This window comes from Pseudomonas sp. CC11G (genome assembly GCF_056174845.1).
Window position 1 is genome coordinate 1 of sequence record NZ_JBWBZC010000041.1, and the last position, 20,231, is coordinate 20,231.

At 59.5% G+C, this 20,231-nt stretch carries 13 protein-coding genes and 8 pseudogenes; 16 read left to right on the forward strand and 5 right to left on the reverse strand.

All coding sequences use genetic code 11. From position 1 onward, the window contains the following. Positions 1-135 precede the first annotated feature (135 nt). From tauC to tauA, 5 genes and pseudogenes are all read right to left on the reverse strand, one after another. Positions 136-934 (reverse strand): annotated as a pseudogene (gene tauC / locus AC0V2S_RS26325) (taurine ABC transporter permease TauC). Positions 935-980: 46 nt separating this feature from the next. Then, positions 981-1,772: pseudogene (gene tauB / locus AC0V2S_RS26330) on the reverse strand (taurine ABC transporter ATP-binding subunit). A 403-nt stretch (positions 1,773-2,175) separates the two neighbouring features. After that, complete coding sequence (locus tag AC0V2S_RS26335) at positions 2,176-2,334, reverse strand: hypothetical protein (RefSeq protein ID WP_475512293.1); 159 nt, start codon at positions 2,332-2,334, stop codon at positions 2,176-2,178. A gap of 58 nt (positions 2,335-2,392) precedes the next feature. After that, the gene (locus tag AC0V2S_RS26340; RefSeq protein WP_475512294.1) at positions 2,393-2,746 is read right to left on the reverse strand and encodes an ABC transporter substrate-binding protein; all 354 of its coding nucleotides are present in this window, start codon (positions 2,744-2,746) and stop codon (positions 2,393-2,395) included. A 176-nt stretch (positions 2,747-2,922) separates the two neighbouring features. Further along, positions 2,923-3,893, reverse strand: a pseudogene (gene tauA / locus AC0V2S_RS26345) (taurine ABC transporter substrate-binding protein). 405 nt (positions 3,894-4,298) lie between these two features. Between tauA and AC0V2S_RS26350 the strand changes: the two are divergent. The 16 genes and pseudogenes from AC0V2S_RS26350 to AC0V2S_RS26425 all read left to right on the forward strand — a co-directional run. Beyond that, positions 4,299-5,331, forward strand: a pseudogene (locus AC0V2S_RS26350) (OmpA family protein). Between the two features lie 242 nt (positions 5,332-5,573). After that, positions 5,574-7,396, forward strand: a pseudogene (locus AC0V2S_RS26355) (monovalent cation:proton antiporter-2 (CPA2) family protein). A 334-nt stretch (positions 7,397-7,730) separates the two neighbouring features. After that, the gene (locus tag AC0V2S_RS26360) at positions 7,731-9,098 is read left to right on the forward strand and encodes a glutamine synthetase family protein (protein WP_475512295.1); all 1,368 of its coding nucleotides are present in this window, start codon (positions 7,731-7,733) and stop codon (positions 9,096-9,098) included. Between the two features lie 64 nt (positions 9,099-9,162). Beyond that, entirely contained in the window at positions 9,163-10,452 is a 1,290-nt protein-coding gene (locus AC0V2S_RS26365) for an NAD(P)/FAD-dependent oxidoreductase (protein ID WP_475512296.1), read from the forward strand. Positions 10,453-10,619: 167 nt separating this feature from the next. Continuing rightward, the gene (locus tag AC0V2S_RS26370; RefSeq protein ID WP_475512297.1) at positions 10,620-10,889 is read left to right on the forward strand and encodes an ESPR-type extended signal peptide-containing protein; all 270 of its coding nucleotides are present in this window, start codon (positions 10,620-10,622) and stop codon (positions 10,887-10,889) included. 181 nt (positions 10,890-11,070) lie between these two features. Beyond that, positions 11,071-12,945, forward strand: a complete 1,875-nt coding sequence (locus tag AC0V2S_RS26375) for a C80 family cysteine peptidase (RefSeq protein ID WP_475512298.1) — start codon at positions 11,071-11,073, stop codon at positions 12,943-12,945. Between the two features lie 361 nt (positions 12,946-13,306). Beyond that, positions 13,307-14,398 (forward strand): hypothetical protein, encoded by a 1,092-nt coding sequence (locus AC0V2S_RS26380; protein WP_475512299.1) that lies wholly within the window; start codon positions 13,307-13,309, stop codon positions 14,396-14,398. A gap of 5 nt (positions 14,399-14,403) precedes the next feature. Then, on the forward strand, positions 14,404-15,036 hold the full coding sequence (locus AC0V2S_RS26385) for an SET domain-containing protein (protein WP_475512300.1): 633 nt from the start codon (positions 14,404-14,406) through the stop codon (positions 15,034-15,036). Positions 15,037-15,301: 265 nt separating this feature from the next. Beyond that, positions 15,302-15,606, forward strand: a pseudogene (locus AC0V2S_RS26390) (AAA family ATPase); the annotation flags it as partial. Between the two features lie 27 nt (positions 15,607-15,633). After that, the gene (locus tag AC0V2S_RS26395) at positions 15,634-16,089 is read left to right on the forward strand and encodes an AAA family ATPase (RefSeq protein ID WP_475512303.1); all 456 of its coding nucleotides are present in this window, start codon (positions 15,634-15,636) and stop codon (positions 16,087-16,089) included. Further along, positions 16,086-17,051: a DUF58 domain-containing protein gene (locus AC0V2S_RS26400; protein WP_475512304.1), complete on the forward strand. Its 966-nt coding sequence runs from the start codon at positions 16,086-16,088 to the stop codon at positions 17,049-17,051. Before AC0V2S_RS26395 ends, AC0V2S_RS26400 begins: the two co-directional genes overlap by 4 nt. After that, the gene (locus AC0V2S_RS26405) at positions 17,048-19,042 is read left to right on the forward strand and encodes a transglutaminase TgpA family protein (RefSeq protein WP_475512301.1); all 1,995 of its coding nucleotides are present in this window, start codon (positions 17,048-17,050) and stop codon (positions 19,040-19,042) included. Before AC0V2S_RS26400 ends, AC0V2S_RS26405 begins: the two co-directional genes overlap by 4 nt. An 18-nt stretch (positions 19,043-19,060) precedes the next feature. After that, entirely contained in the window at positions 19,061-19,483 is a 423-nt protein-coding gene (locus AC0V2S_RS26410; RefSeq protein ID WP_475512302.1) for a CHAD domain-containing protein, read from the forward strand. Then, positions 19,431-19,646: pseudogene (locus AC0V2S_RS26415) on the forward strand (hypothetical protein); the annotation flags it as partial. The gene AC0V2S_RS26410 and the pseudogene AC0V2S_RS26415, both read left to right, overlap by 53 nt. 50 nt (positions 19,647-19,696) lie before the next feature. Next, positions 19,697-19,822, forward strand: a complete 126-nt coding sequence (locus tag AC0V2S_RS26420; RefSeq protein WP_475512305.1) for a hypothetical protein — start codon at positions 19,697-19,699, stop codon at positions 19,820-19,822. 151 nt (positions 19,823-19,973) lie between these two features. After that, positions 19,974-20,231, forward strand: a pseudogene (locus AC0V2S_RS26425) (acyl-CoA thioesterase domain-containing protein); the annotation flags it as partial.

The following is a 20,231-nucleotide window of genomic DNA, read 5'->3' on the forward strand; positions in this document are numbered from 1 at the left end:
TGCCTTCAACCTGGGCGCCCAGGGCGGAACTCAGGGGTGATATGCAGGCTCATGGTCTTTCTCATACGTGGCAGTGGATGCAGCGCAAGGGGGTGAATGCGCGCCGGTCGTGGCCGGCGCGTCATTGAAAAAAAACTAGTGGGACTGGCCGTGCCAAGGGACAAGACGGCGCTGTAAAGCGCGCAGACTCATCTCAAGTGCAAAGGCGATTACGGCGATCACCAGAATCCCGAGAATCACCACATCGGTGACCAGAAACTGCGCCGCCGACTGCACCATAAAGCCCAGGCCGCTGGTGGCCGCGATCAGCTCCCAGCAACCAACGTCGACCAGCCAACCCCCAGACCAATGCGTACGCCGGTCAGAATGTCGGGCAGGGCGCTCGGCAAAATCACATGGCGAATCAGCTGGCTACGGCTGGCGCCCAACGACTGCGCCGCACGCAGTTTGGCCGGGTCGACAGTGCGCACGCCGTGGCAGTAGCAATGGCGATAGGCGCGAAGATAGCCAAGTAAATCAGCAGCACTTTCGACAGCTCGCCGATGCCGCACCAGATCACGATCAGCGGCAGATAAGCCAGCGGTGGAATAGGGCGGTAGAACTCGATCACGGGTCGAGAATGCCTTGGGCAATGCGGTTGCGGCCGATGCGATGCCCACCGGAATGGCGGTCACCACGGCAATCAGCAACGCCAGGCCGATACGGCCAGCTTGCGCCCAGGTGCTGCCACAGCGGTGGATTCATATAGCCGGTGGTCACCAGCAGCCAGCCTTTTTGCAGCACAGCGGACGGCGGCGGCAGAAACAGCGGTTCGATCAGGCCAAGGGCCGTCACCGCCCACCACACGGCGCCAGGTGCCGAGGGTGAGGGCGCTGATGACACGGGTGCTGACGGTCGCGCGTTGGGCGGGGACGCTGGGCAGGTCGCCGAGCACGTCGCTGCTGCTGGCTTGCCAGTGTTCAGAGTGGCTTCATAGCTGCTCATACGCGTGCCTCCGCTTGTAACGCCAACCGTTGGGAAAACACCTGCGCGAGCACGTGTTCGCGGGTTTCGATAAAACGCGGGTCAGACTTGATGGCGCGGGCCGGTTCACCAGCGGCCATAGCGCTGGCCGAAGTCCAGCTTCAGGCGTTCGACGATCTGCCCCGGATTCGGCGCCAGCAGTACCAAATCGGTGGCGAGAAACACCGCTTCTTCGATGTCGTGGGTAATCAGAAATACCGGCTTGGCGCTGCGTTGCCACACCTGCAGCAGCAGCTCTTGCATCTGCTCGCGGGTAAAGGCGTCGAGGCGCCGAAGGGTTCGTCCCTCAGCAGTACGCGCGGGTCGGCGGCCAGGGCGCGGGCCAGGCCTACACGCTGCTTTGCCCGCCAGACAATTGCCAGACCTGGCGTTGTTCAAAGCCGCCAGGTCGACCAGGGCGAGCATCTCGCGCGCTTTGGCCTCGCGTACCGGGCGGGCGACACCGGCCAGTTGCAGGCCGAAGGCGACGTTATCAGCACGTTCTGCCAGGGCAGCAGGGCGTCGTCTTGAAACACCACGCCGCGCTCGGCGCTCGGGCCTTTTACGGGCACGCCGTCTAGGGTGATACGGCCGCTGCTCGGGGCAACGAAGCCGGCAATCAGGTTGAGCAGCGAGGTTTTGCCGCTGCCCGACGGACCGAGGGCCACCAGCAATTGCTGCGGCCCGAGGGTCAGGGAAATATCGGCCAGCACCGGTGCGCTAGTGCCCGGGTACTGTGCGCTGATGCGCTCCAGTTCTAATAAGGCCATCGGGTTGTCTCGCTCTCGTTTGTTCCGAAATTCTGGGTCCCCGCCTGCGCGGGACGACGGTGCTTTTCGCCACTTTCACCGTCATTCCCGCGTAGGCGGGAATCCAGGAAAGGGCACATGGGTTTACTGAACGAACTTGCTGCTCACATACGGCGTGTAATCCGCCAACACGCCATCGGCCTTGCCTTGTTCCTTGAGGAAAACGGCGGTGGCGGGCGATGTCTTTGGCGGTCTGGCCGTTGAGCAGGTTTTTCTGCTCGGCGCTTTCCGGGAAGGTGGAGCCGGCCAGCAGTTCCGGTACGTCGGCGGCGTTGGCGGGTCAGACGGGCGATTTCTTTTACCTGAGCGGAGTCAGCCGTCCACGCGGCCTTGTTGGCGTTGTAGGCGGTGTACGCGTCGATGCTCACCTTGGCGAACTTGGCCAGCACTTCAGGATGCTTCTCGGCGAATCTTTGCGCGCTACCCACACTTCGAAGGTCGGTGCGCCCCAGGCGCCAACTTCGGCGGCATCGGTGATAACCTTGCCGTCTTTCTTGATTTCGCCCAGTGCAGGCGACCACACGAATGCGCCGTCGATATCGCCACGTTTCCAGGCTGCGGTGATTTGCGCCGGGTGAGGTTCACGACTTTACTTTGGTAGGGTCGATGTTCCAGTGCTTCAGCGCGCCGAGCAGGCTGTAGTGGGAGGTCGACACAAATGGGGTGGCGATGGTTTTGCCGATCAGTCTTCGGGTTTGTAATCTTGCTGCCGTTGCGCACCACCAGGGCTTCGCCGAGTTGATCTGCGCGGCGACCACGAAGGTCACGATGGGCAGGCCGCGGGTGGCGGCGGCAGCGAGTGGGCTGGAGCCGAGGTTGCCGATCTGCACATCACCGGAGGCGATGGCGGTGACCACTTCGGCACCGCTGTTGAATTTGCGCCAGTCGAGTTTTTCACCGATGGCTTTTTCATAACCGCCGTTGGCTTGCGGCACTTTGCTGGGTCGATACCGGTTTGGTAGCCGATGATGATGTCTTGTGCTTGAGCAGAAACGCTCAGCCGGCGATCACAGGGTGGCCAACAGGCGGCGGGAAAAGGACAGGCTCATGGTCGTGCTCCAACGGAGTAACCCTGATGGCGCGGGCCACCAGGGTTTGAGGTTCAATCGGCTTATTTGACGAACTTGTTGCTGACGTACGGCGAGTAGTCCGCCAGTACTGCGTCTACCTTGCCTTGCTCCTTGAGGAAGCCGGCGGTGTTGGTGATGGCCTTGGTGGTCGGTTCGCCCAGAGCGGTGACTTGGTCACCCACCAGCGGGAACACGTTGCCTTCCAACAGCACTGGAACGTCTTCAGCTTTGGCGCCGGAGAGTTTTACGACCTTGGCGACGTTGTCTTTGTTGGCCAGCCAGGCTTTCGGGTCTTTGCGGTAGGCGGCGTAGGCGTCGAGGGTGGTTTTGGCGAACGCGCTGACGATTTCCGGGTGTTTTTCGGCGAAGTCTTTGCGCACGATCCAGGCGTCGAAGGTTGGTGCGCCGAGTTGCTCAGCTCGCCCGAGGTGATCAGCACTTTGCCGTTCTCTTTAGCCTTGCCCAGTGCTGGGTCCCAACGTAGGTGGCGTCGATGTCGCCACGCTGCCAGGCGGCGATGATGGCTGGTGGTGCCAGGTTAACGATCTCGACTTTCTGGATCGATGTTCCAGTGCTTCAGCGCAGCCAGCAGGCTGTAGTGGCCGGTGGAAACGAATGGCACGGCAACTTTCTTGCCGATCAGGTCTTGCGGGGAGTTGATGCCGGAGCCGTTACGGGCTACCAGGGCTTCGGCGGCGCCGATCTGGGTGGCAATCAGAAAGGTTTCTACCGGCAACTGACGAGTGGCGGCGGCGGCCAGCGGGCTCGAACCTACATAGCCGATCTGTACATCGCCCGAGGCGACGGCAGTGATGACTTCGGCACCGCTGTCGAATTTGCGCCAATCAATTTTGCTATTGCTGGCCTTTTCATAGGCGCCATCGGCCTGGGCCACTTTGGCCGGGTCGACGGTGGTTTGGTAGGCAACGGTGAAATCGGCAGCTTGAGTGCTGATGGCAAAGCCACTGAAGGCCAACGCTGCCAGCAGACGGAGCGGGGTGAGCGCTTTCATTTTTATACTCCTCAACGGGCTCCGCAGCGCGCGATAGAGCGGGCGGACCACTGGACGGGTGATAGAAGAAACAGCGGTCCGGTCGTCCGGTGGAGAGGAGAATAATGGTTCTAAGAAATAAAAAATAAATACTATTTGGTTATTAGCTTAGGTGTGGCGATTTGGTTGCACGGCCACTTAAATGGGGGGTTGGAAGGGGATGTCAAAAAAACGTGAAATTTATTATTGAACTGAAATAAATTCGCCGATATCTCAGTTGAGCAAGCTAGAGGCCACAGCTGGCGTAGGGCCAGCTCGGAAATATTTATTTGACTCGGTTAGCGGCAGTGGAATTTCTCTACTACGTTGTCCTAGTCGATTAATCGCATCGTTAATCTGCGCACAATCTATATGGGGAATTTACGGATGAAATTGCAAAACACCTTAGGCGTTGTAATCGGTTCGCTGATCGCCGCCAGCTCTTCCAAGCGTTGGCTCAAGGCCAAGGTGCGGTTGAGATTGAAGGCTTTGCCAAAAAGGAATACTTCGACAGCCAACGTGATTTCAAAAATGACGGGAATCTGTTCGGTGGCTCCATTGGCTACTTTCTGACTGACGACGTAGAGCTGCGACTGGCTTACGACGAAGTTCACAACGCCGTTACTGAAGACGGCCAAAACGTCAAAGGCGCTAACGCAGCCCTTGATGCCCTGTTCCACTTCAACGCCCCGGCGACACCCTGCGCCCTTATCTCTCGGCCGGTTTCTCCGACCAGAGCATCGCCCAGAATGGCAGCGGTGGTCGTAACCGCTCCACCTTCGCCAACGTCGGTGGCGGCGCCAAACTGTATTTCACTGAAAACTTCTACGCCCGTGCTGGCGTTGAAGCTCAGTACAACATCGACCAAGGCGACACCGAGTGGGCGCCAAGCGTCGGTATCGGTGTGAACTTCGGTGGTGGCAAGAAAGCCGCCGAGCCAGCTCCGGCCGCCGCGCCTGAAGTGTGCTCCGACAGCGACAACGATGGCGTGTGCGACAACGTCGACAAGTGCCCAGGCACTGCTGCCAACGTAACCGTAGATGCTGATGGCTGCCCAGCCGTTGCTGAAGTAGTTCGCGTTGAACTGGACGTGAAATTCGACTTCGACAAATCGAAAGTCAAAGAAGAAAGCTATGGCGACATCAAAAACCTGGCTGACTTCATGAAGCAATACCCAGCGACTTCCACCACTGTTGAAGGTCACACCGACTCCGTTGGTACTGACGCTTACAACCAAAAACTGTCCGAGCGTCGTGCCAACGCCGTTCGTGAAGTGCTGGTTAACCAGTACGGTGTAGGTGGCGAGCGTGTTAACGCTGTCGGCTACGGCGAATCCAAACCGGTTGCGGATAACGCCACCGAAGCGGGCCGCGCTGTTAACCGTCGCGTAGAAGCTGAAGTGGAAGCTCAGGCTAAGTAATTAGCCCGCTGCTCTAGAAAAACCCGGCTCCGGCCGGGTTTTTTTATGCCTCGCTGAAGCCCGGTGTTTGCAGGAATCGAGGCTGAAGCCTCGCCCACAAGGGACACGATTTCCTGTGGGAGAGGCTTGAGCCTCGATGCTTTTAAATCCCAAGACGAATGCCAAGTGCGCACATGCCACCGTGCACCTGCAGCCGTTTTTACCGATAATCCCCAGCCTTTCACCACCAACGGAGTACGGGCATGGAGCATGGCGATAGTTTTCTACAGTCGGGAGTGGTGTTCCTCCTGGCGGCCGTGCTGGTCGTACCGTTGGCCAAGCGGCTGCAGTTGGGCTCGGTTTTGGGCTATCTGCTCGCTGGCGTGCTGATTGGCCCCTCGGTGCTGGGCCTGATCGGTCAGCCACAAAGCGTGGCGCAGATTTCCGAGCTGGGCGTGGTGCTGCTCCTGTTTATCATCGGCCTGGAACTGTCGCCCCGGCGTTTGTGGGTAATGCGCAGATCGGTGTTTGGCGTAGGGCTGGCACAAGTGCTGGTGTGCGGGCTGTTGATCGGTGGCATTGCCTACACCATGTTCGATCAGCCGTGGAATAGCGCGCTGATTCTCGGCCTGGGCCTGGCGCTCTCGTCTACCGCGTTTGGCCTGCAAATCCTTGCCGAGCGCAAGGAGCTCTCCAAACCTCACGGCCGTCTGGCCTTCGCCATTCTCTTATTCCAGGACATCGCGGCCATTCCGCTGATTGCCTTGATTCCATGCTCGGCAGCGCCCAACAGGGCACGTCGGCCGGCGATGAAGTCTGCCAGGTCGCCAAGATCGTCATAAGCATCGCCATTGTCGTGATCGGCGGACGGTATCTGCTGCGGCCGATTTTTCGCGTGGTGGCCAAAACCGGGCTGCGTGAAGTGTCCACGGCCACGGCCTTGCTGGTGGTGCTTGGCACGGCGTGGCTGATGGAATTGGCGGGGGTGTCCATGGCGCTCGGCGCTTTTCTGGCTGGGTTGTTGCTGGCCGATTCCGAGTATCGCCACGAGCTGGAGGCGCAAATCGAGCCGTTCAAAGGCCTGCTGCTGGGCCTGTTCTTTATGAGTGTGGGTATGACGGCCGACTTCGGCCTGCTGTTGAGCGAACCCTGGATGGTGCTCGGCTTTACCCTGATTCTGGTGAGCGCCAAGTTGCCCTTGCTGTTCGCCATCGGCCGCTGGCTCGGAGAGCTGGACCGGCGCTCGGCCCTGGCTCTTGCGGTGGTGCTGGCGTCCGGCGGCGAATTCGCCTTTGTGGTGTTCAAGATGGCGCACCAGCACGGCCTGTTCACCGAACGCTTGCTGGGGCTGGTGGTGCTGTCGATCACCTTGTCGATGGCACTCACGCCGCTCCTGTTGCTGGCGCTCGGCAAACTGTTCAGGCCGCAGCCGGTCGCCGAGCGTGAACCGCCAGAGGAGTACCGCCAGTTCGATGCCGATGCGCCGCGCGTGGTGATCGCCGGCATGGGCCGTATGGGGCAGATCGTCGCCCGTGTGTTGCGCGCCCAGCGGGTGCCGTTTGTGGCGCTGGATACCTCGGTGGAAAGCATTGAGCAGCAGCGCAAGCTCGGCAGTATGTCGATTTTCTACGGCGACCCGCTGCGCCCGGAAATTCTGCATGCCGCCCATGTCGACAAGGCCGAGCTGTTTATCGTGGCTACCGATAACCCCGAGACCAATATCGAAACTGCCCGCCTGGTGCGCAAGCTGTATCCGCATATCAAAGTGATCGCCCGCGCGCGCAACCGCCAGCACGTGCACCATTTGATGGACCTTGAGGCCACGGCGGTGCGTGAAACCTTCCATTCCAGCCTGGAAATGAGCCGGTTGATTCTGCTGCAACTGGGCCTGAGCCATGATCAAGCCAAATCACGAATTCGCCGTTTTCAACACCACGACGAAGAAGTGCTTCGCCAACAGCATCTGGTTTACAACGATGCGGCGGCGGTTATTCAAACGGCCCGTGAGGCCCGCGCAGAGCTTGCGAACCTGTTCGAAGCCGACCGCATTGAAGAGCAGGCCGTGGTGCGCAAGGATTTACCGTAGTGCGCACCAATGTTTACCAACACTGAAACTAAACATAGTCAGATTTGAATTTAAGCCATCATCGCCCTTGTGTGACTCTGCTAAGCATCTGTTTACAGAGCCTTTCTATTGAGCACCTCGCTTCCCATCGAATTGGCTTTCTGGGCCTTGTGGCACTGCCGCCATGCCCGTCCGCCAGACGCCGCTTTTCTCTGATCAGGCCCTGCGCCTGCTGACGTGCCTCTGCACGTTTCCTGCATAGCCGCTTACATCGCACGACGCCTTGATGGCTGTTCGTCTGTGCGCGGTTGTTTGTCCGCTGCCTTGGTAGTGGACGCAAAAAGAGAGAAGCCCCATGAGTTTTGCCGATCCGCAAGTAGCCCGCGATTTTCTTGAACAGAACCCTGATATCGAGGCGTTCGAGCTCTTTATCATCGACAACAATGGCGTGCCGCGCGGCAAGTTGCTGCACCGCGATGAGCTGCTGGCCGTGTACGAAACCGGCCGGCCGCTGCCCAGCACCATCCTGGGCCTGACCATCAACGGCGATGACGTGGAAAATTCCGGGCTGGTGTGGGATGTGGGCGATATCGACTGCCGCGCTTACCCAGTTGCCGGCAGCCTGACCCGGTTGCCGTGGCGCCTGATGCCGACTGCCGCCGTGCAAGTCAGCATGCATAGCGAGGAGGGCATGCCGGCGGCGATTGCCGACCCGCGCCGCTTGCTGGAGAAAGTCATCAACGAACTGCAAGCCGACGGCTACTACCCGGTGATGGCCGCCGAGCTGGAGTTCTACCTGCTGGACCAGAAACGCGACGCCCACGGTCGCCCACAACCGGCGCTGGATGCCGACGGCGGTCGCCCTTACAGCACCCAGGTTTATGGTTTGCGCGAGCTGGAACAGATCGAACCGTTCCTCGCCGACCTCTATGCCGCCTGCAAAGCCCAGGGCATTCCTGCGCGCACGGCAATCTCCGAATACGCCCCCGGCCAGGTGGAAATCACCTTGGAACACCGCACCGACGCCCTGCAAGCGATGGACGAAGCGGTGCGCTACAAACGCCTGGTCAAAGGCGTGGCGCACAAACACGGCATGACTGCCTGCTTTATGGCCAAGCCCTTCGACCATATCGCCGGCACCGGCATGCATATGCACGTGAGCCTGGCCGACAAAGCGGGCAATAACCTGTTCGCCAGCGAAGCACCGGAAGGCACGTCGCTACTTAAACAGGCGGTGGGCGGCATGCTGTCGACCCTGCTGGATTCGCTGCTGTTTTTCTGCCCGAACGCTAACTCTTATCGCCGCTTTCAGGCCAACAGTTACGCGCCGCTGGCGCCGACCTGGGGCGTGGATAACCGCACCGTGAGCCTGCGTGTACCAGGCGGCCCGGCCAATAGCCGGCATATCGAACACCGCATCTGCGGCGCCGATGCCAACCCCTATCTGGCGGCGGCGGCAATTCTGGCCGGTATTCATCGTGGCATTCGCGAGCAGCTCGATCCGGGCGCGCCGATTGAAGGCAATGGGTACGCCCAGGCCACCGAGGTGCTGCCCACCGATTGGTTGACCACGCTGCGCGCGTTGGAGAAATCCGCTTGGGCACGTGATGCCCTCGGTGAAGATTTTCTGCGGGTATTCCTCGCGGTAAAAAACGCCGAATACCGCCAGTTTATGGGTGAGGTCGGTGAGCAAGACTGGCGCTGGTACCTGCAACAGGCCTGAGTATTTTTGATAGCCCCCGGCCCCGTACGACAACGACGGTGGCCGGCAGATTCTGGATAACCCTATGACTTCGCAACGCAGCAATTCCTACTACACCGCCACGCTGAATGAAGAAACCAGCTACCCACGCCTCGAAGGCGAAGTACGGGTAGACGTGGCCATTATCGGCGGCGGATTTACCGGCGTTTCTACCGCCCTCGAACTGGCCGAGCGCGGCCTGAAAGTGGCGATTATCGAAGCCAAGAAAATCGGCTGGGGCGCCACCGGCCGGAATGGCGGGCAGGTCACCGGCAGCCTGTCCGGCGATGAAGCCATGCGCAAACAGATGCGCGCCAAGCTCGGCGATGACGTCGACGACTTCATCTGGAACCTGCGCTGGCGCGGCCACGAAATCATCAAAAAGCGCGTGGAGAAATACAACATTCAGTGCGACCTCAAGCATGGTCACCTGCATGCCGCCTACAAGCCCAGCCATATGGAAGGCCTGAAGGCCAACTACGACGAAGCGGTACGCCGCGGCATGGGCGATGACGTGCGCATTGTCGACGCGGCAGAGATGCCCAGCCTGCTGGAAACCAACATCTACCACGGTGCGCTGCTCAACAAACGCAACATGCACCTGCACTCTCTGAACCTGTGCCTGGGGGAAGTGCGTGCTGCCGAGAGCCTCGGTACGTTGGTATTCGAAAACTCCCCGGTGGTGGACATCATTCACGGCGACCTGCCGGTGGTGGTGACCGAGCACGGGCGGGTAGTGGCCAACTCGGTGATACTCGCCGGCAACGCCTACCATCGCCTGGAAAAACGCAAAATGGCCGGCAAGATTTTCCCGGCCTCCGGCGGCATCGTCGTTACCAAACCGCTGGGCGAAGAAGTGGCCGCCAAGCTCAACCCGCAGGACCTGGCGGTCTACGACTGTCGCTTCGTGCTCGACTACTACCGCATGACCGCCGACAAACGTCTGCTGTTCGGCGGCGGCGCCAACTACTCCGGGCGCGAGTCGCGAGACATCGCCGGCGAGCTGCGGCCGGGCATAGAGCACACGTTCCCGCGTTTGAAAGGGGTGGAAATCGAGTTCCAGTGGAGCGGCATGATGGGCATCGTGATCAACCGGATTCCGCAGCTGGGCAAGCTGTCGAAGAACGTCTGGTACGCCCAGGGCTACTCGGGCCATGGCGTGGCCACCACCCATATCGTCGGTGAGATCATGGCCAACGCCGTGACTGGCTCGCTGGAAAAGTTCGACACCTTCGCCGGCTGCAGCCATATCCGCTTGCCGTTCGGGGAGTGGGCGGGCAATCAGATGCTGGCGGTGGGGATGTGGTACTACCAAATGCTGGAACGGTTGCGTTAAGGGACGGTTAGTTCGCCAGCCAACAGAGGGTTTGTTGGCAGGTCTTGTCTTAGCAACAGATCGCAGCGGTAAACAGCGTTAACCCTACTCAGTCTCCGAGCGGTCCTATAGGCCTGCTGATTCGATGTTTTTATTGTTGACCGACATCCTTACGAACGGAGTCGGTCATGAACAAGCACTGTTTCCGCCTTATCTTCAGCAAGCCATTAGCCTGTTTAATTCCCGTCGCCGAAATCACCCGCTCCCAGCGCAAGGCTGGGCAGCAACAGGGCACCACGGCTACCAAACCGCTACTGCTCTCATTGCTGCTGGCCGGCGTGCCCGGTTGGGCGTCAGCGCAGATCGTGATAGACCCGAGTACGTCGTCCTACCGTACTCAAGTCATCAGCGCGCCCAATGGCGTGCCGGTGATCGAGATCGCCAAAGGGGACTGGTGACATACGTAAGGAGACATGGACTGAAAAATCGAAAGGGAAGATATTTTTCTCTGCCACCGAAAACGGCTCAGCCAGATTTAATGTTGCTTCGTTACTGACGGCGCCAATCCCCAAAAAAATAAAGGGTGTTTTTCAGTTTGAGCCCCACTCCATAAAGGTCATGCTGGGTACGCATGAGAGTGTGAACAACGCCAAGCAATACCAACCAGATCCCGACGCCAGTACCGCGATGAGCGCCGTCACGCGTAAAAAGCCGGCTATGCCTGGAGACCTTTATTTATTTACAAAGTCCGCTTCGCAGTATCGAGCGACCGATACTGTATTGCTGACTGATAAGGCTGCCCTTGCTTCAATTGATTTAGCCCAAAAAGCTCCAGGTCATTCCTCTCCGGCCATGGGTAAGCCCGCAAGCGAGGCGCAGAATAATTTCTATAACAAAGTATTGGCGCTAAATGGTGTCCAAACCGGGCCTGATGGGTATCGGCCGAGATCATCCAGCATTTCCGAGGGCATAGTTGTAGCAACGCCAAAAACGTCGCTTAGTTCAGATAGTTCCAGCGCACCCGGAACCAAGTCAGTCTTCGATCAGCGCGTAATCGTTAACACCGACACCAGCGACCCGACCGTAAACAAGGCCGTGCAAAACCTGGTGAATAAACACCCAGAAAACACCGTCGTGGTGGAGCCTACAGGCGATGGCGGTCACAGCGTTATAACGGGCAAGTTAGACCCTGGCGGCGCGACCAAAGTGGAAGTCGTAGGACATGGCACCCGGAACCAGAACGGACCGCGCCTGGGCGGTATGGACGGCAAGCAGCTAACCGACCTGGTGCAAAACCTGAAAGCCGACGGCCTGACCGCGGACGACAAACTGACCCTGGCGGGCTGCGGAACGTCGTGTGCGCAGGACGGCACAAGCTTGGTCAATGAGGTGAGCAAGCTGCTGCAAGCGAAGGGCGCCACGACGCAGGTGAAGGGCTACGAGACGCCGGTGTTGGTGAACGAACATGGGCGCAAGCAATCTGTCCGAGGCGATGCAGAAAACGCTTTGGGCAAAGACGATGTGCAAAACCCGCAAAGCTTTCCACCCGCAGGTGCTGCGCAAACGCCATTGGTGCCGCCAACCCAACTTAAACCCGTCAATCTCAAACGTCGCTGGCTGGCTCAGGCGGAGCAAGATCAGTTAAACGTCGATGCGCCGCTGGATCTTAGTACTTCTGCAAAACGTCCAGTCGATACAGACGCTTTGAGCACTACAACCGATCAGCCACCGGAACCGAGCGCCAAGCCTTCTCCGTTGTCGTATTACAGTCAATCCACAGGATGGGCCCTATGGAGGTGGAACGCGCAAGCGACGGACAAGAGTGAAGCAAGTGCCAAAAAATATGTGCTTGAACAGCGCGGCAATCTGAAGGGTTTTAAAAAAGCTTTTAGCCAACTGCAAAAACAGCACAGCAACAACAGACTGACTATTTATGACGTGGCGTATAGTTACCATGAGGGCGTAGCCAAAGATAAGTCAAAAATTTCGATCGCGGCGCTGGCGCACGATAATAAAATTGGTTATGAGAACTTAGCTAAAGTGATTAAGGACGTGACGTATTCAGAGAGTGAGGGCCAGAGGATTTTATTGTCAGTTGACTTCAATGAACGAAAAAACATCAAGTCACTTGATGAATGGCTTCTGAATACGCCTGATATTTTTGACCGGAGCAGTGCCACTCACTACTTGGTAAGTCGAGGCATTTCCGCAGCAAGTGTCACGGGTTTTTTAGCGTCGATTGAGGCCGCAAGAAACGGAGAAGGTCCTTACTTTGCGGCCTTGAAGTATGCAGCATTGCCCCCTGAGCAGCGCAAGGGGATATCTTTCAAGCGGTATGCGGAAGAGAACAATGTGCTGGCGACAGGGATAAAAAATTGGATCACGAAAAGTGGTATATGGAAGAAGCACTCGCCAGAGGTCCACAACAGAATAGCCACTGCGCTGGGAATACCCCCGCCTCCGTACCTCAAGGCAGTATTGCGACGGCCACGGATGTCAGCAAGACCATTGTAACCAGTGTTCAACCACCTACAGGCTATACGCCTCCAGCCGAAGTTCGGACAACCGCAGGGTCCCTCGCTGAAAACGTGCCTTATTTGCCTCCCTCAAGCCATGAAAAAGTGTGGGTGGCAGGCGAATTGGCTGGTAAAGATCCAGGACTGGTGGATATCTATCACGAAAAAATCAAAGAGCAGTTGGCAACAAAAATACTGACGTCTTCCAATAAGCCAGCTGGCCTCCCTACGGTGGTGTTAAGCCTCTCGGATAACAGCGACGTTATTACAAGGCCGCTCAAGTCCACGGGTGTTTCGGTTGACCGTGAAAAATTGGAAATGTGGGTGCGGCAAACGTCTAATATTTTGCAGAAAACGCTATGGAAAGTCTCCGCGAAATGGTCGGGCCTACCGATAGAGCGATTTTTCAGTACAGAACCCTCAAAAACGCATTGGAAGGTAATCCTGGCTATCTGACCGCGCTGCAGTACTGGCGATTAAGTCCAGAACAACAGGCCACAATCAGCCGTGCGGACTTTGCGTTGACGAAGCGTGTATACAAATCCACGATAAACCATTGGCTTTCGAACAACGGCGAGTGGAAAGTTGGTTCAGCGGATGTCCATGAGAAAGTGGCCAGGCAAATAGCGTCGATGCGACCTGATCTTATAACCCCATTCCCCGATACAAATAAAACCGTCGGTGGGGCCAGTTTCCTACCCTTGCCGCAGCCGACGCTGGTAAAGGAGCAGCTAACCCCGCTGCAAGTTGCAACGCTCTATGCGAAATCACCTCGGTCTCTGCAAACGCCTGGGAAAATGAAACTATTGGCCAAGCAATACAATTACTCGGCAAACGATTTGAATCCCTATGTATCAGCTAGCGGCGTCCTGCTAAAACAACCATCGATTCCTAAATCAATAAATTCGTTTCCATCATTCGAGTTGCTAGGCATGGACACTGCAGATTTTGTGCCTGGGAGGCCCTCAGAAACGTATACAGCCAGCGCCGGCCTGCAAAGTTTGGCAAGACAGCTATCCAGCCCGAACGCGGCCGCCGGTACGACCCACAAATCACCTGAGACCGAAGGTTTTATTGACCTTGCCGCGCCTCCGCTGATCCGACTTGAGGCGGACAGCAGGGACAGCGGCGATAGCTCTGCAAGCCGCGCTGATGTCGATGTACCTGTAGTTGCTGCGGCACGTGCTCAAAGTCCGGATGTGATCGATATGGGCGGAGAACAGTTAAATCTGTTCCGTCCCTGGATAAAACCCGAGCCGGCAACCTCACCTGACCCCACGCCAGCGCGCACCCCAAGCCCGCAGGTGGCCGATGCGCCGGTCAAGGAAGAGCCACCGGTACTGCGCCATCGCATCGACAACAAGGTGCCGATTCTACAAGGCGAGAACGGCGAAGACGTGTTACTCGCTGCGCTGCAACCGCCACAAAAAGCAAGCAGAGCGACAGCCTGACCGAGTTGCTCGACCGCCTGAAACTGACCTTTGGAGCCGTTACCAAGCAAGCAATAGACGCCCATGCGGCGAAGGCCGGGACCGGCAGGTTGCTTGAGGAGAGAAAGCGCATCAAGGACTCCATCGCCGAACAGGCCCGCTGGTTGGCGAGCACGTCCGCTAACGAGCGAGCTGAGCACATGGAAAGCTGGATGGAGGTTGAAGACGTCCCGGGAATCGGGCGGGGTGTGAAGGCCGCTCAGGATATTCCGCCTTTTACGGTCTTGGCTCCTTACGCTGGAAAGTTACTCAGCGGTGCTGCCATTGATGCCGAGATTGCCAAGGTAGGAATGAACTTTGCCAATTACACGTTCGGCACCAAAAACGAAAACATCTTGATTAGTGCCTTCGGCGATGGTGTAGGCAATATTTCCAGCCTGATCAACAAAGGCGATGACTCTGCGCAGAACAATCTGACGGTCACGATACTTGGGAGCAAATTGATCTACTTCATGAACGAACGATTGATCAATGCTGGCGTCCCCTTGCTGTATGACTATGGCGCAGCCTATGACTACCGAGGTTGGCCGAGCCATCCCATCCAGGTGGAAGATTCGGAACCTTCGGATGAAAGCGATACCGAGTCAGGCAGGGAGTAGTCCGCAACGCTCGACCGCGTGCAAATGCGTGACGACGCACAACCCCCGTAGCAAATACGTCAGGAAAGGTTACCGAGCCTTTGCCATCGTGCCTCACCCCGGTAGCATCCGGGGTTCGTGGACAAAGGGGTGATGCATGCATACCAAACTCGACGCCTGCCTGGATGCGGTCAACCAGATTCTGCTGGGCAAGGAACCGCAGGTCCGCTTGGCGCTTACCTGCCTGTTGGCGCGTGGCCATCTGTTGATCGAAGACTTGCCCGGCATGGGCAAAACCACCCTCAGTCATGCCCTGGCCAACGTGCTGGGTTTGAACTTTCAACGCATTCAATTCACCTCCGACCTGTTGCCCGGCGACATCCTCGGCACCTCGGTGTTCGACAAGGACAGCGGCCTGTTTGTGTTCCATCCCGGGCCGATCTTTGCCGAGCTGGTGTTGGCTGACGAGATCAACCGCGCCACGCCGAAAAGCCAAAGCGCCTTGCTCGAAGCCATGGAGGAGGGCCAGGTGACCATCGAGGGCGCTACCCGGCCATTGCCCGAACCCTTCTTGTAATTGCCACACAAAACCCGGTCTCCCAGGGCGGCACCTTTGCGTTGCCCGAGTCGCAGCTCGACCGTTTTCTAATGCGCTTGTCGCTGGGCTATCCCGCCAAAGCCGCGGAAAAGGCCTTGCTGCTCGGCGAAGCGCGGCGGGAAATGTTGCCGCGATTGGACGCCGTGCTTAGTCATCAACAGCTCGCCGAACTGCAGGCCGAAGTACCCAAGGTGCGTGCCAGTGATGCCTTGGTGGACTACATCCTGCGCCTGGTGGAAGCCACCCGCACCCAGCCGCAATTTGCCTGGGGCCTGTCGCCACGCGCGAGCCTGGCCTTGCTGGCCGCTGCACGGGCCTGGGCATTCCTGGCGCAGCGCGACTATGTGATTCCCGAGGACGTGCAAGCCGTGCTGCCCTCGGTGGTAGGCCACCGCTTGCGCGAGCGCGCTGACCCGACCGGTCACGGCGGCGGCACTCTGGTGCAATGGCTGTTGCGCGAAGTGCCGGCGCTCTGATGGCATTGCTTAAACAGCGCTGGCAACGCTGGTTGCAACGGCGTATTCCGCCGGCGACCAGCGTGCTGCTCACCCAGCGGCGGATTTTTATCATTCCTACGCGCATTGGGCTGGCCTTCAGCCTGGCCTTGCTGCTGATGCTGATGGCGGGCATCAACTACCAGAACAGTCCTGCTTATGGCCTGACGTTTCTGCTGGCGGCGGTGTTTGTCGTCGCCATCTTGCACACCTACCGCAATCTCGCCGGCCTGACCCTGCACGCCGCGGGCGGCAGGCCGGTGTTTGTCGGCGAGCAGGCGACCTTGCGCATCCGCCTCACCAGCAATGGCCGCGCCCATCAATCCATTGCCCTGGGCTGGCCGCCGGAAGAACTGCAGCGCTTCGATGTGCCGGCCAATGGCTTGGCCGAATGCGAGTTAAACGTGCCCGCCCGCCGCCGGGGTTGGTTGCGGCCAGGGCGCCTGCGGGTGGAAAGCCGTTTTCCTCTGGGCATTCTAGTGGCCTGGAGCCTGGTGGACCTGGACCAGGCGGTGCTGGTGTACCCGCGCCCGCTGGAAGGTGAACTGCCGCTGGCCGCCGGCGCGCGCGACGATGACGAGGAAGACCAGGGCGCCCGTGTGCTGGGGCAGGGCGCCGATGATTACCAGGGCTTGAAAGCCTACCAACCCGGGGACTCGAAACGGCGCCTGCACTGGAAAGCCTATTCCCGTGGCCACGGCCTGCTGGTCAAGGACTTCGCCGCGTTGGCCGGCCGCGACCTGTGGCTGGACTTTGGCGAGTTGCAGGGCGATAGCGAAATGCGCCTGTCCCTGCTGTGTCACTGGGTACTGAATTTGTCTGAACGCCACCAGCCGTTTGCCTTGCGCCTGCCCGGCGTCGTGCTGGGCCCGGACAGCGGCGAAACCCACCGCGAAGCCTGCCTGCGCGCGCTGGCGTTGTATGGCCAGGAGGCTGAGCGATGAGCGCCGTGCAGCCAATTCCGCGTATCAGCCTGCTGTGGCTGCTGGTGGCGCAGGTGCTGGTGATCATTCCGCACCTGGAGCATTTGCCGCTGTGGATCGTGGCCTTGTGGCTGGTGTGCGCCGGCTGGCGGGTGCAGATCTACCGGATGCGCGCGCAGTTTCCGGCTACCTGGCTGAAGTCGGGTTTGACGGTGGGCATTGTCGGCGGGGTGTTTTTGTCGCGAGGCAGTCTGGTGGGCCTGGACGCGGGCGTGGTGCTGCTGATTGCCGCGTTTATTCTCAAGCTGGTGGAAATGCGCAGCCGGCGTGATGCACTGGTGCTGATTCTGCTCGGCTTCTTCACCGTGGTGACCGTGTACCTGTTTGACGATCGGCTAACCACCGCGGCGTTTACTTTGTTGCCGGTGATGGGCCTGCTGGCGGCATTGATTGCCCTGCAGCAAAACCCGCTGCTGCCCAGCCCGTGGCCGCCGCTACGGCTAGCTGGCAGTTTGCTCGTGCAGGCGTTGCCGCTGATGCTATTGCTGTTTTTGTTCTTTCCGCGCTTCGGTCCGCTGTGGTCGCTGCCGTTGCCGGACCAGCGCGCCGTCACGGGGCTGTCCGACAGCATGGCGCCCAATGATATTGCCGAGCTGAGCCGCTCCGATGCGCTGGCGTTTCGCGCCAGCTTCGACGCCGCACGGCCGCCACCGCGCAGCCAGCAATATTGGCGGGCGCTGACCATGGACAAGTTTGAAGGCAGGCGTTGGTCGCAGTCGCAGGAAGTGCGCTGGGCCGCTGCGCCGGCTTGGAGCCCCACCGGTGATTCATTGCAGTACCGCATCACCATGCAGCCCAGCAACAAACCGTGGCTGTTCGGCCTGGATGTGGCGACCACCGATCTCGAACTGACCCGGCTGATGAGCGACTTCCGCCTGGAACGGGGCGCCCCGGTGGACCAGACGCTGGTCTACAGCGTTACGTCCTGGCCCCAGGCGGCGCGTGAGCCCAAGGCAAGCCCGGCGATGTTGCGGCGCGCGCTGCAACTGCCGGCAGAAGGCAACCCGCGCAGCCGCGAATGGGCGCAGCAACTCAAGGCGCAGAACGGCGATACGCAGGCACTGGTGCAGGCGCTGTTGCAGCATTTTCACAACGAACCGTATTCCTACACCTTGCGCCCGCCCGCCGTGGGCGAGAACAGCATCGATGATTTTCTGTTCGGCACCCGCGCCGGGTTTTGCGAGCACTACGCTGGGGCCATGGCGTTTGTGCTGCGCGCGGCCGGTATTCCGGCACGGGTAGTGGCTGGTTATCAGGGCGGCGAGCTGAACCCGGCCGGCAATTACATTCAGGTGCGCCAGTTCGATGCCCACGCCTGGGTTGAATATTGGCGTGAAGGCGTGGGCTGGACCAGTGCCGACCCCACGTTCGAAGTCGCGCCCGAACGTATCCAATTGGGGCTGGAGGAAGCGTTGGCTAGCGAGCAGAGTTTTCTGGAAGATTCGCCACTATCGCTGTTGCGCTACCGCCATATTGGCTGGCTAAACGAGTTGCGCCTGAGCTGGGAAAACCTCAACGACGGCTGGCAACGCTGGGTGTTGGGCTATCAGCAGCGCACGCAGTTGGAAATGTTGCAGAAATGGTTTGGTCGCCTGGATTCCCGTGACCTGCTGATCAGCCTGGTGGGCGGCGGTGGCGCCGTGTTGCTGCTGATCGCGTTGTGGCTCTTCAAGCCCTGGCGCCGCGAGCGCGACGTGCAGCAGCGGATGTACCAGCGTTTCGAGCGCCTGCTGGCTCGCCATGGCGTGCGCCGGCAACCGGGGGAGGGCGCGCGTGCATTTGCCCAGCGAGCCGAGCTGGCGCTACCGGCCCAGATGGGGCACATTCGCGCCTTCGCTGATGCCTTTGAGGCACAACGCTACGGCGGTGCCGCCCGCTCACCTGAGCACCTACAACGCCAGCTGCGCGCCTTGCGCCGCGCGCTGCCTTTACGCTGGTTACAACGCACGTGATGCCTAAGGTTTTTGCCCATGTCTGAATTTGTCGATGCCGTGGTCGCCCGGGTGCTGGAGTTGCAGATCAACCTGTTCGCCTGCCGTGAGCGTCTGGCCGCCAACACCGACCCCGAAGCGCTACACGATGTGCGCATTGCGGTGCGTAAGTTGCGCAGTTTGCTGCGGCCGTTTCGCAAATTGATTGAGCATGATCCGCTGGTGAGTGCAGCCGCCGAGCTGGGGCGCATCAGCAGCCCGGTGCGCGATAGTGAAGTGCTGTTGGCCGAGCTGCGGCGTCATGGCGGGTTGCAGCACGTAATGGCCAGCCGACAAGCCGTGTTGCCCGCACAGTACCGCGAGCTGCTCGACAGCACCAGGCCTTGCGCGTGCAGCGAGCGTTGGACCTGTGGCCGGCGTTCTTTCGCCAGTCGTTGCACGAGCATGCGCCGGAGCATCTAAAAACCTACGTGACGCGCCAATTGCGCAAGGAAGCCAACGCCTGAGCGATGCCATGGCCGACCCGGCGCACGACCGGCATCGCTTGCGCATCCTGATCAAGCGGGTGCGTTACTGCGCCGACACCTATCCGCTGCTGGTGGATATCTCGCCCAAGCACATCCAAGCCCTGAAGCGCGCGCAAAACGCGCTTGGGGCCTGGCATGACCGCCTGCAATGGTGGCCCAGGCTGAGCACGACGCCGACCTGGCGCCGTTGGTGGTGCAATGGCAAAGCGAGTTGGCCAAGGCCGAGCAGCGATCGGATACGGCGCTAGAGCGGTTGGCGAAGTTCTACTTGTAGGAGCGACTTCAGTCGCGATGCTTTTCAGCCGCGACTCGCACACACCGTCCTAATTCCCCGCCCAATTGGCTAAACCGGCACATTGCGGCGCTTCCGTCCTGGCGCCCACTTCCCCTACCATCACGTACGCCTTTTCTTGTACGAGATTTCTATGACTTTTTCCGAATTGATCCAGGCCGTGCGCAGCAACCCAAAGCCGTCGTGGTGCCCGGTGAATGGGGCAGGGCCGTGCCGTTTTTGGCGGGCTGGCGGCGATGCTGGTGTATGAAGCCATGCGCGCTGCTGTGCCGGCAGATCGCCCGGTGCGTTCGCTGGCCATCACCTTTGTCGGGCCGCTGACCGTTGACGTGCCGGTGAGCCTGGAAGCCGAAGTGTTGCGTGAAGGCAAGGCGGTCAGCCAGGTGCTGGC

Excerpts from the sequence above, each read along its gene's own strand:
- AC0V2S_RS26360 (WP_475512295.1), top strand. The coding sequence starts at position 7,731 with ATGAGTTTTGCCGATCCGCAAGTAGCCCGCGATTTTCTTGAACAGAAC.
- AC0V2S_RS26365 (WP_475512296.1), top strand. The coding sequence starts at position 9,163 with ATGACTTCGCAACGCAGCAATTCCTACTACACCGCCACGCTGAATGAA.
- AC0V2S_RS26370 (WP_475512297.1), top strand. The coding sequence starts at position 10,620 with ATGAACAAGCACTGTTTCCGCCTTATCTTCAGCAAGCCATTAGCCTGT.
- AC0V2S_RS26380 (WP_475512299.1), top strand. The coding sequence starts at position 13,307 with ATGGAAAGTCTCCGCGAAATGGTCGGGCCTACCGATAGAGCGATTTTT.
- AC0V2S_RS26405 (WP_475512301.1), top strand. The coding sequence starts at position 17,048 with ATGAGCGCCGTGCAGCCAATTCCGCGTATCAGCCTGCTGTGGCTGCTG.
- AC0V2S_RS26410 (WP_475512302.1), top strand. The coding sequence starts at position 19,061 with ATGTCTGAATTTGTCGATGCCGTGGTCGCCCGGGTGCTGGAGTTGCAG.
- AC0V2S_RS26420 (WP_475512305.1), top strand. The coding sequence starts at position 19,697 with ATGGTGGCCCAGGCTGAGCACGACGCCGACCTGGCGCCGTTGGTGGTG.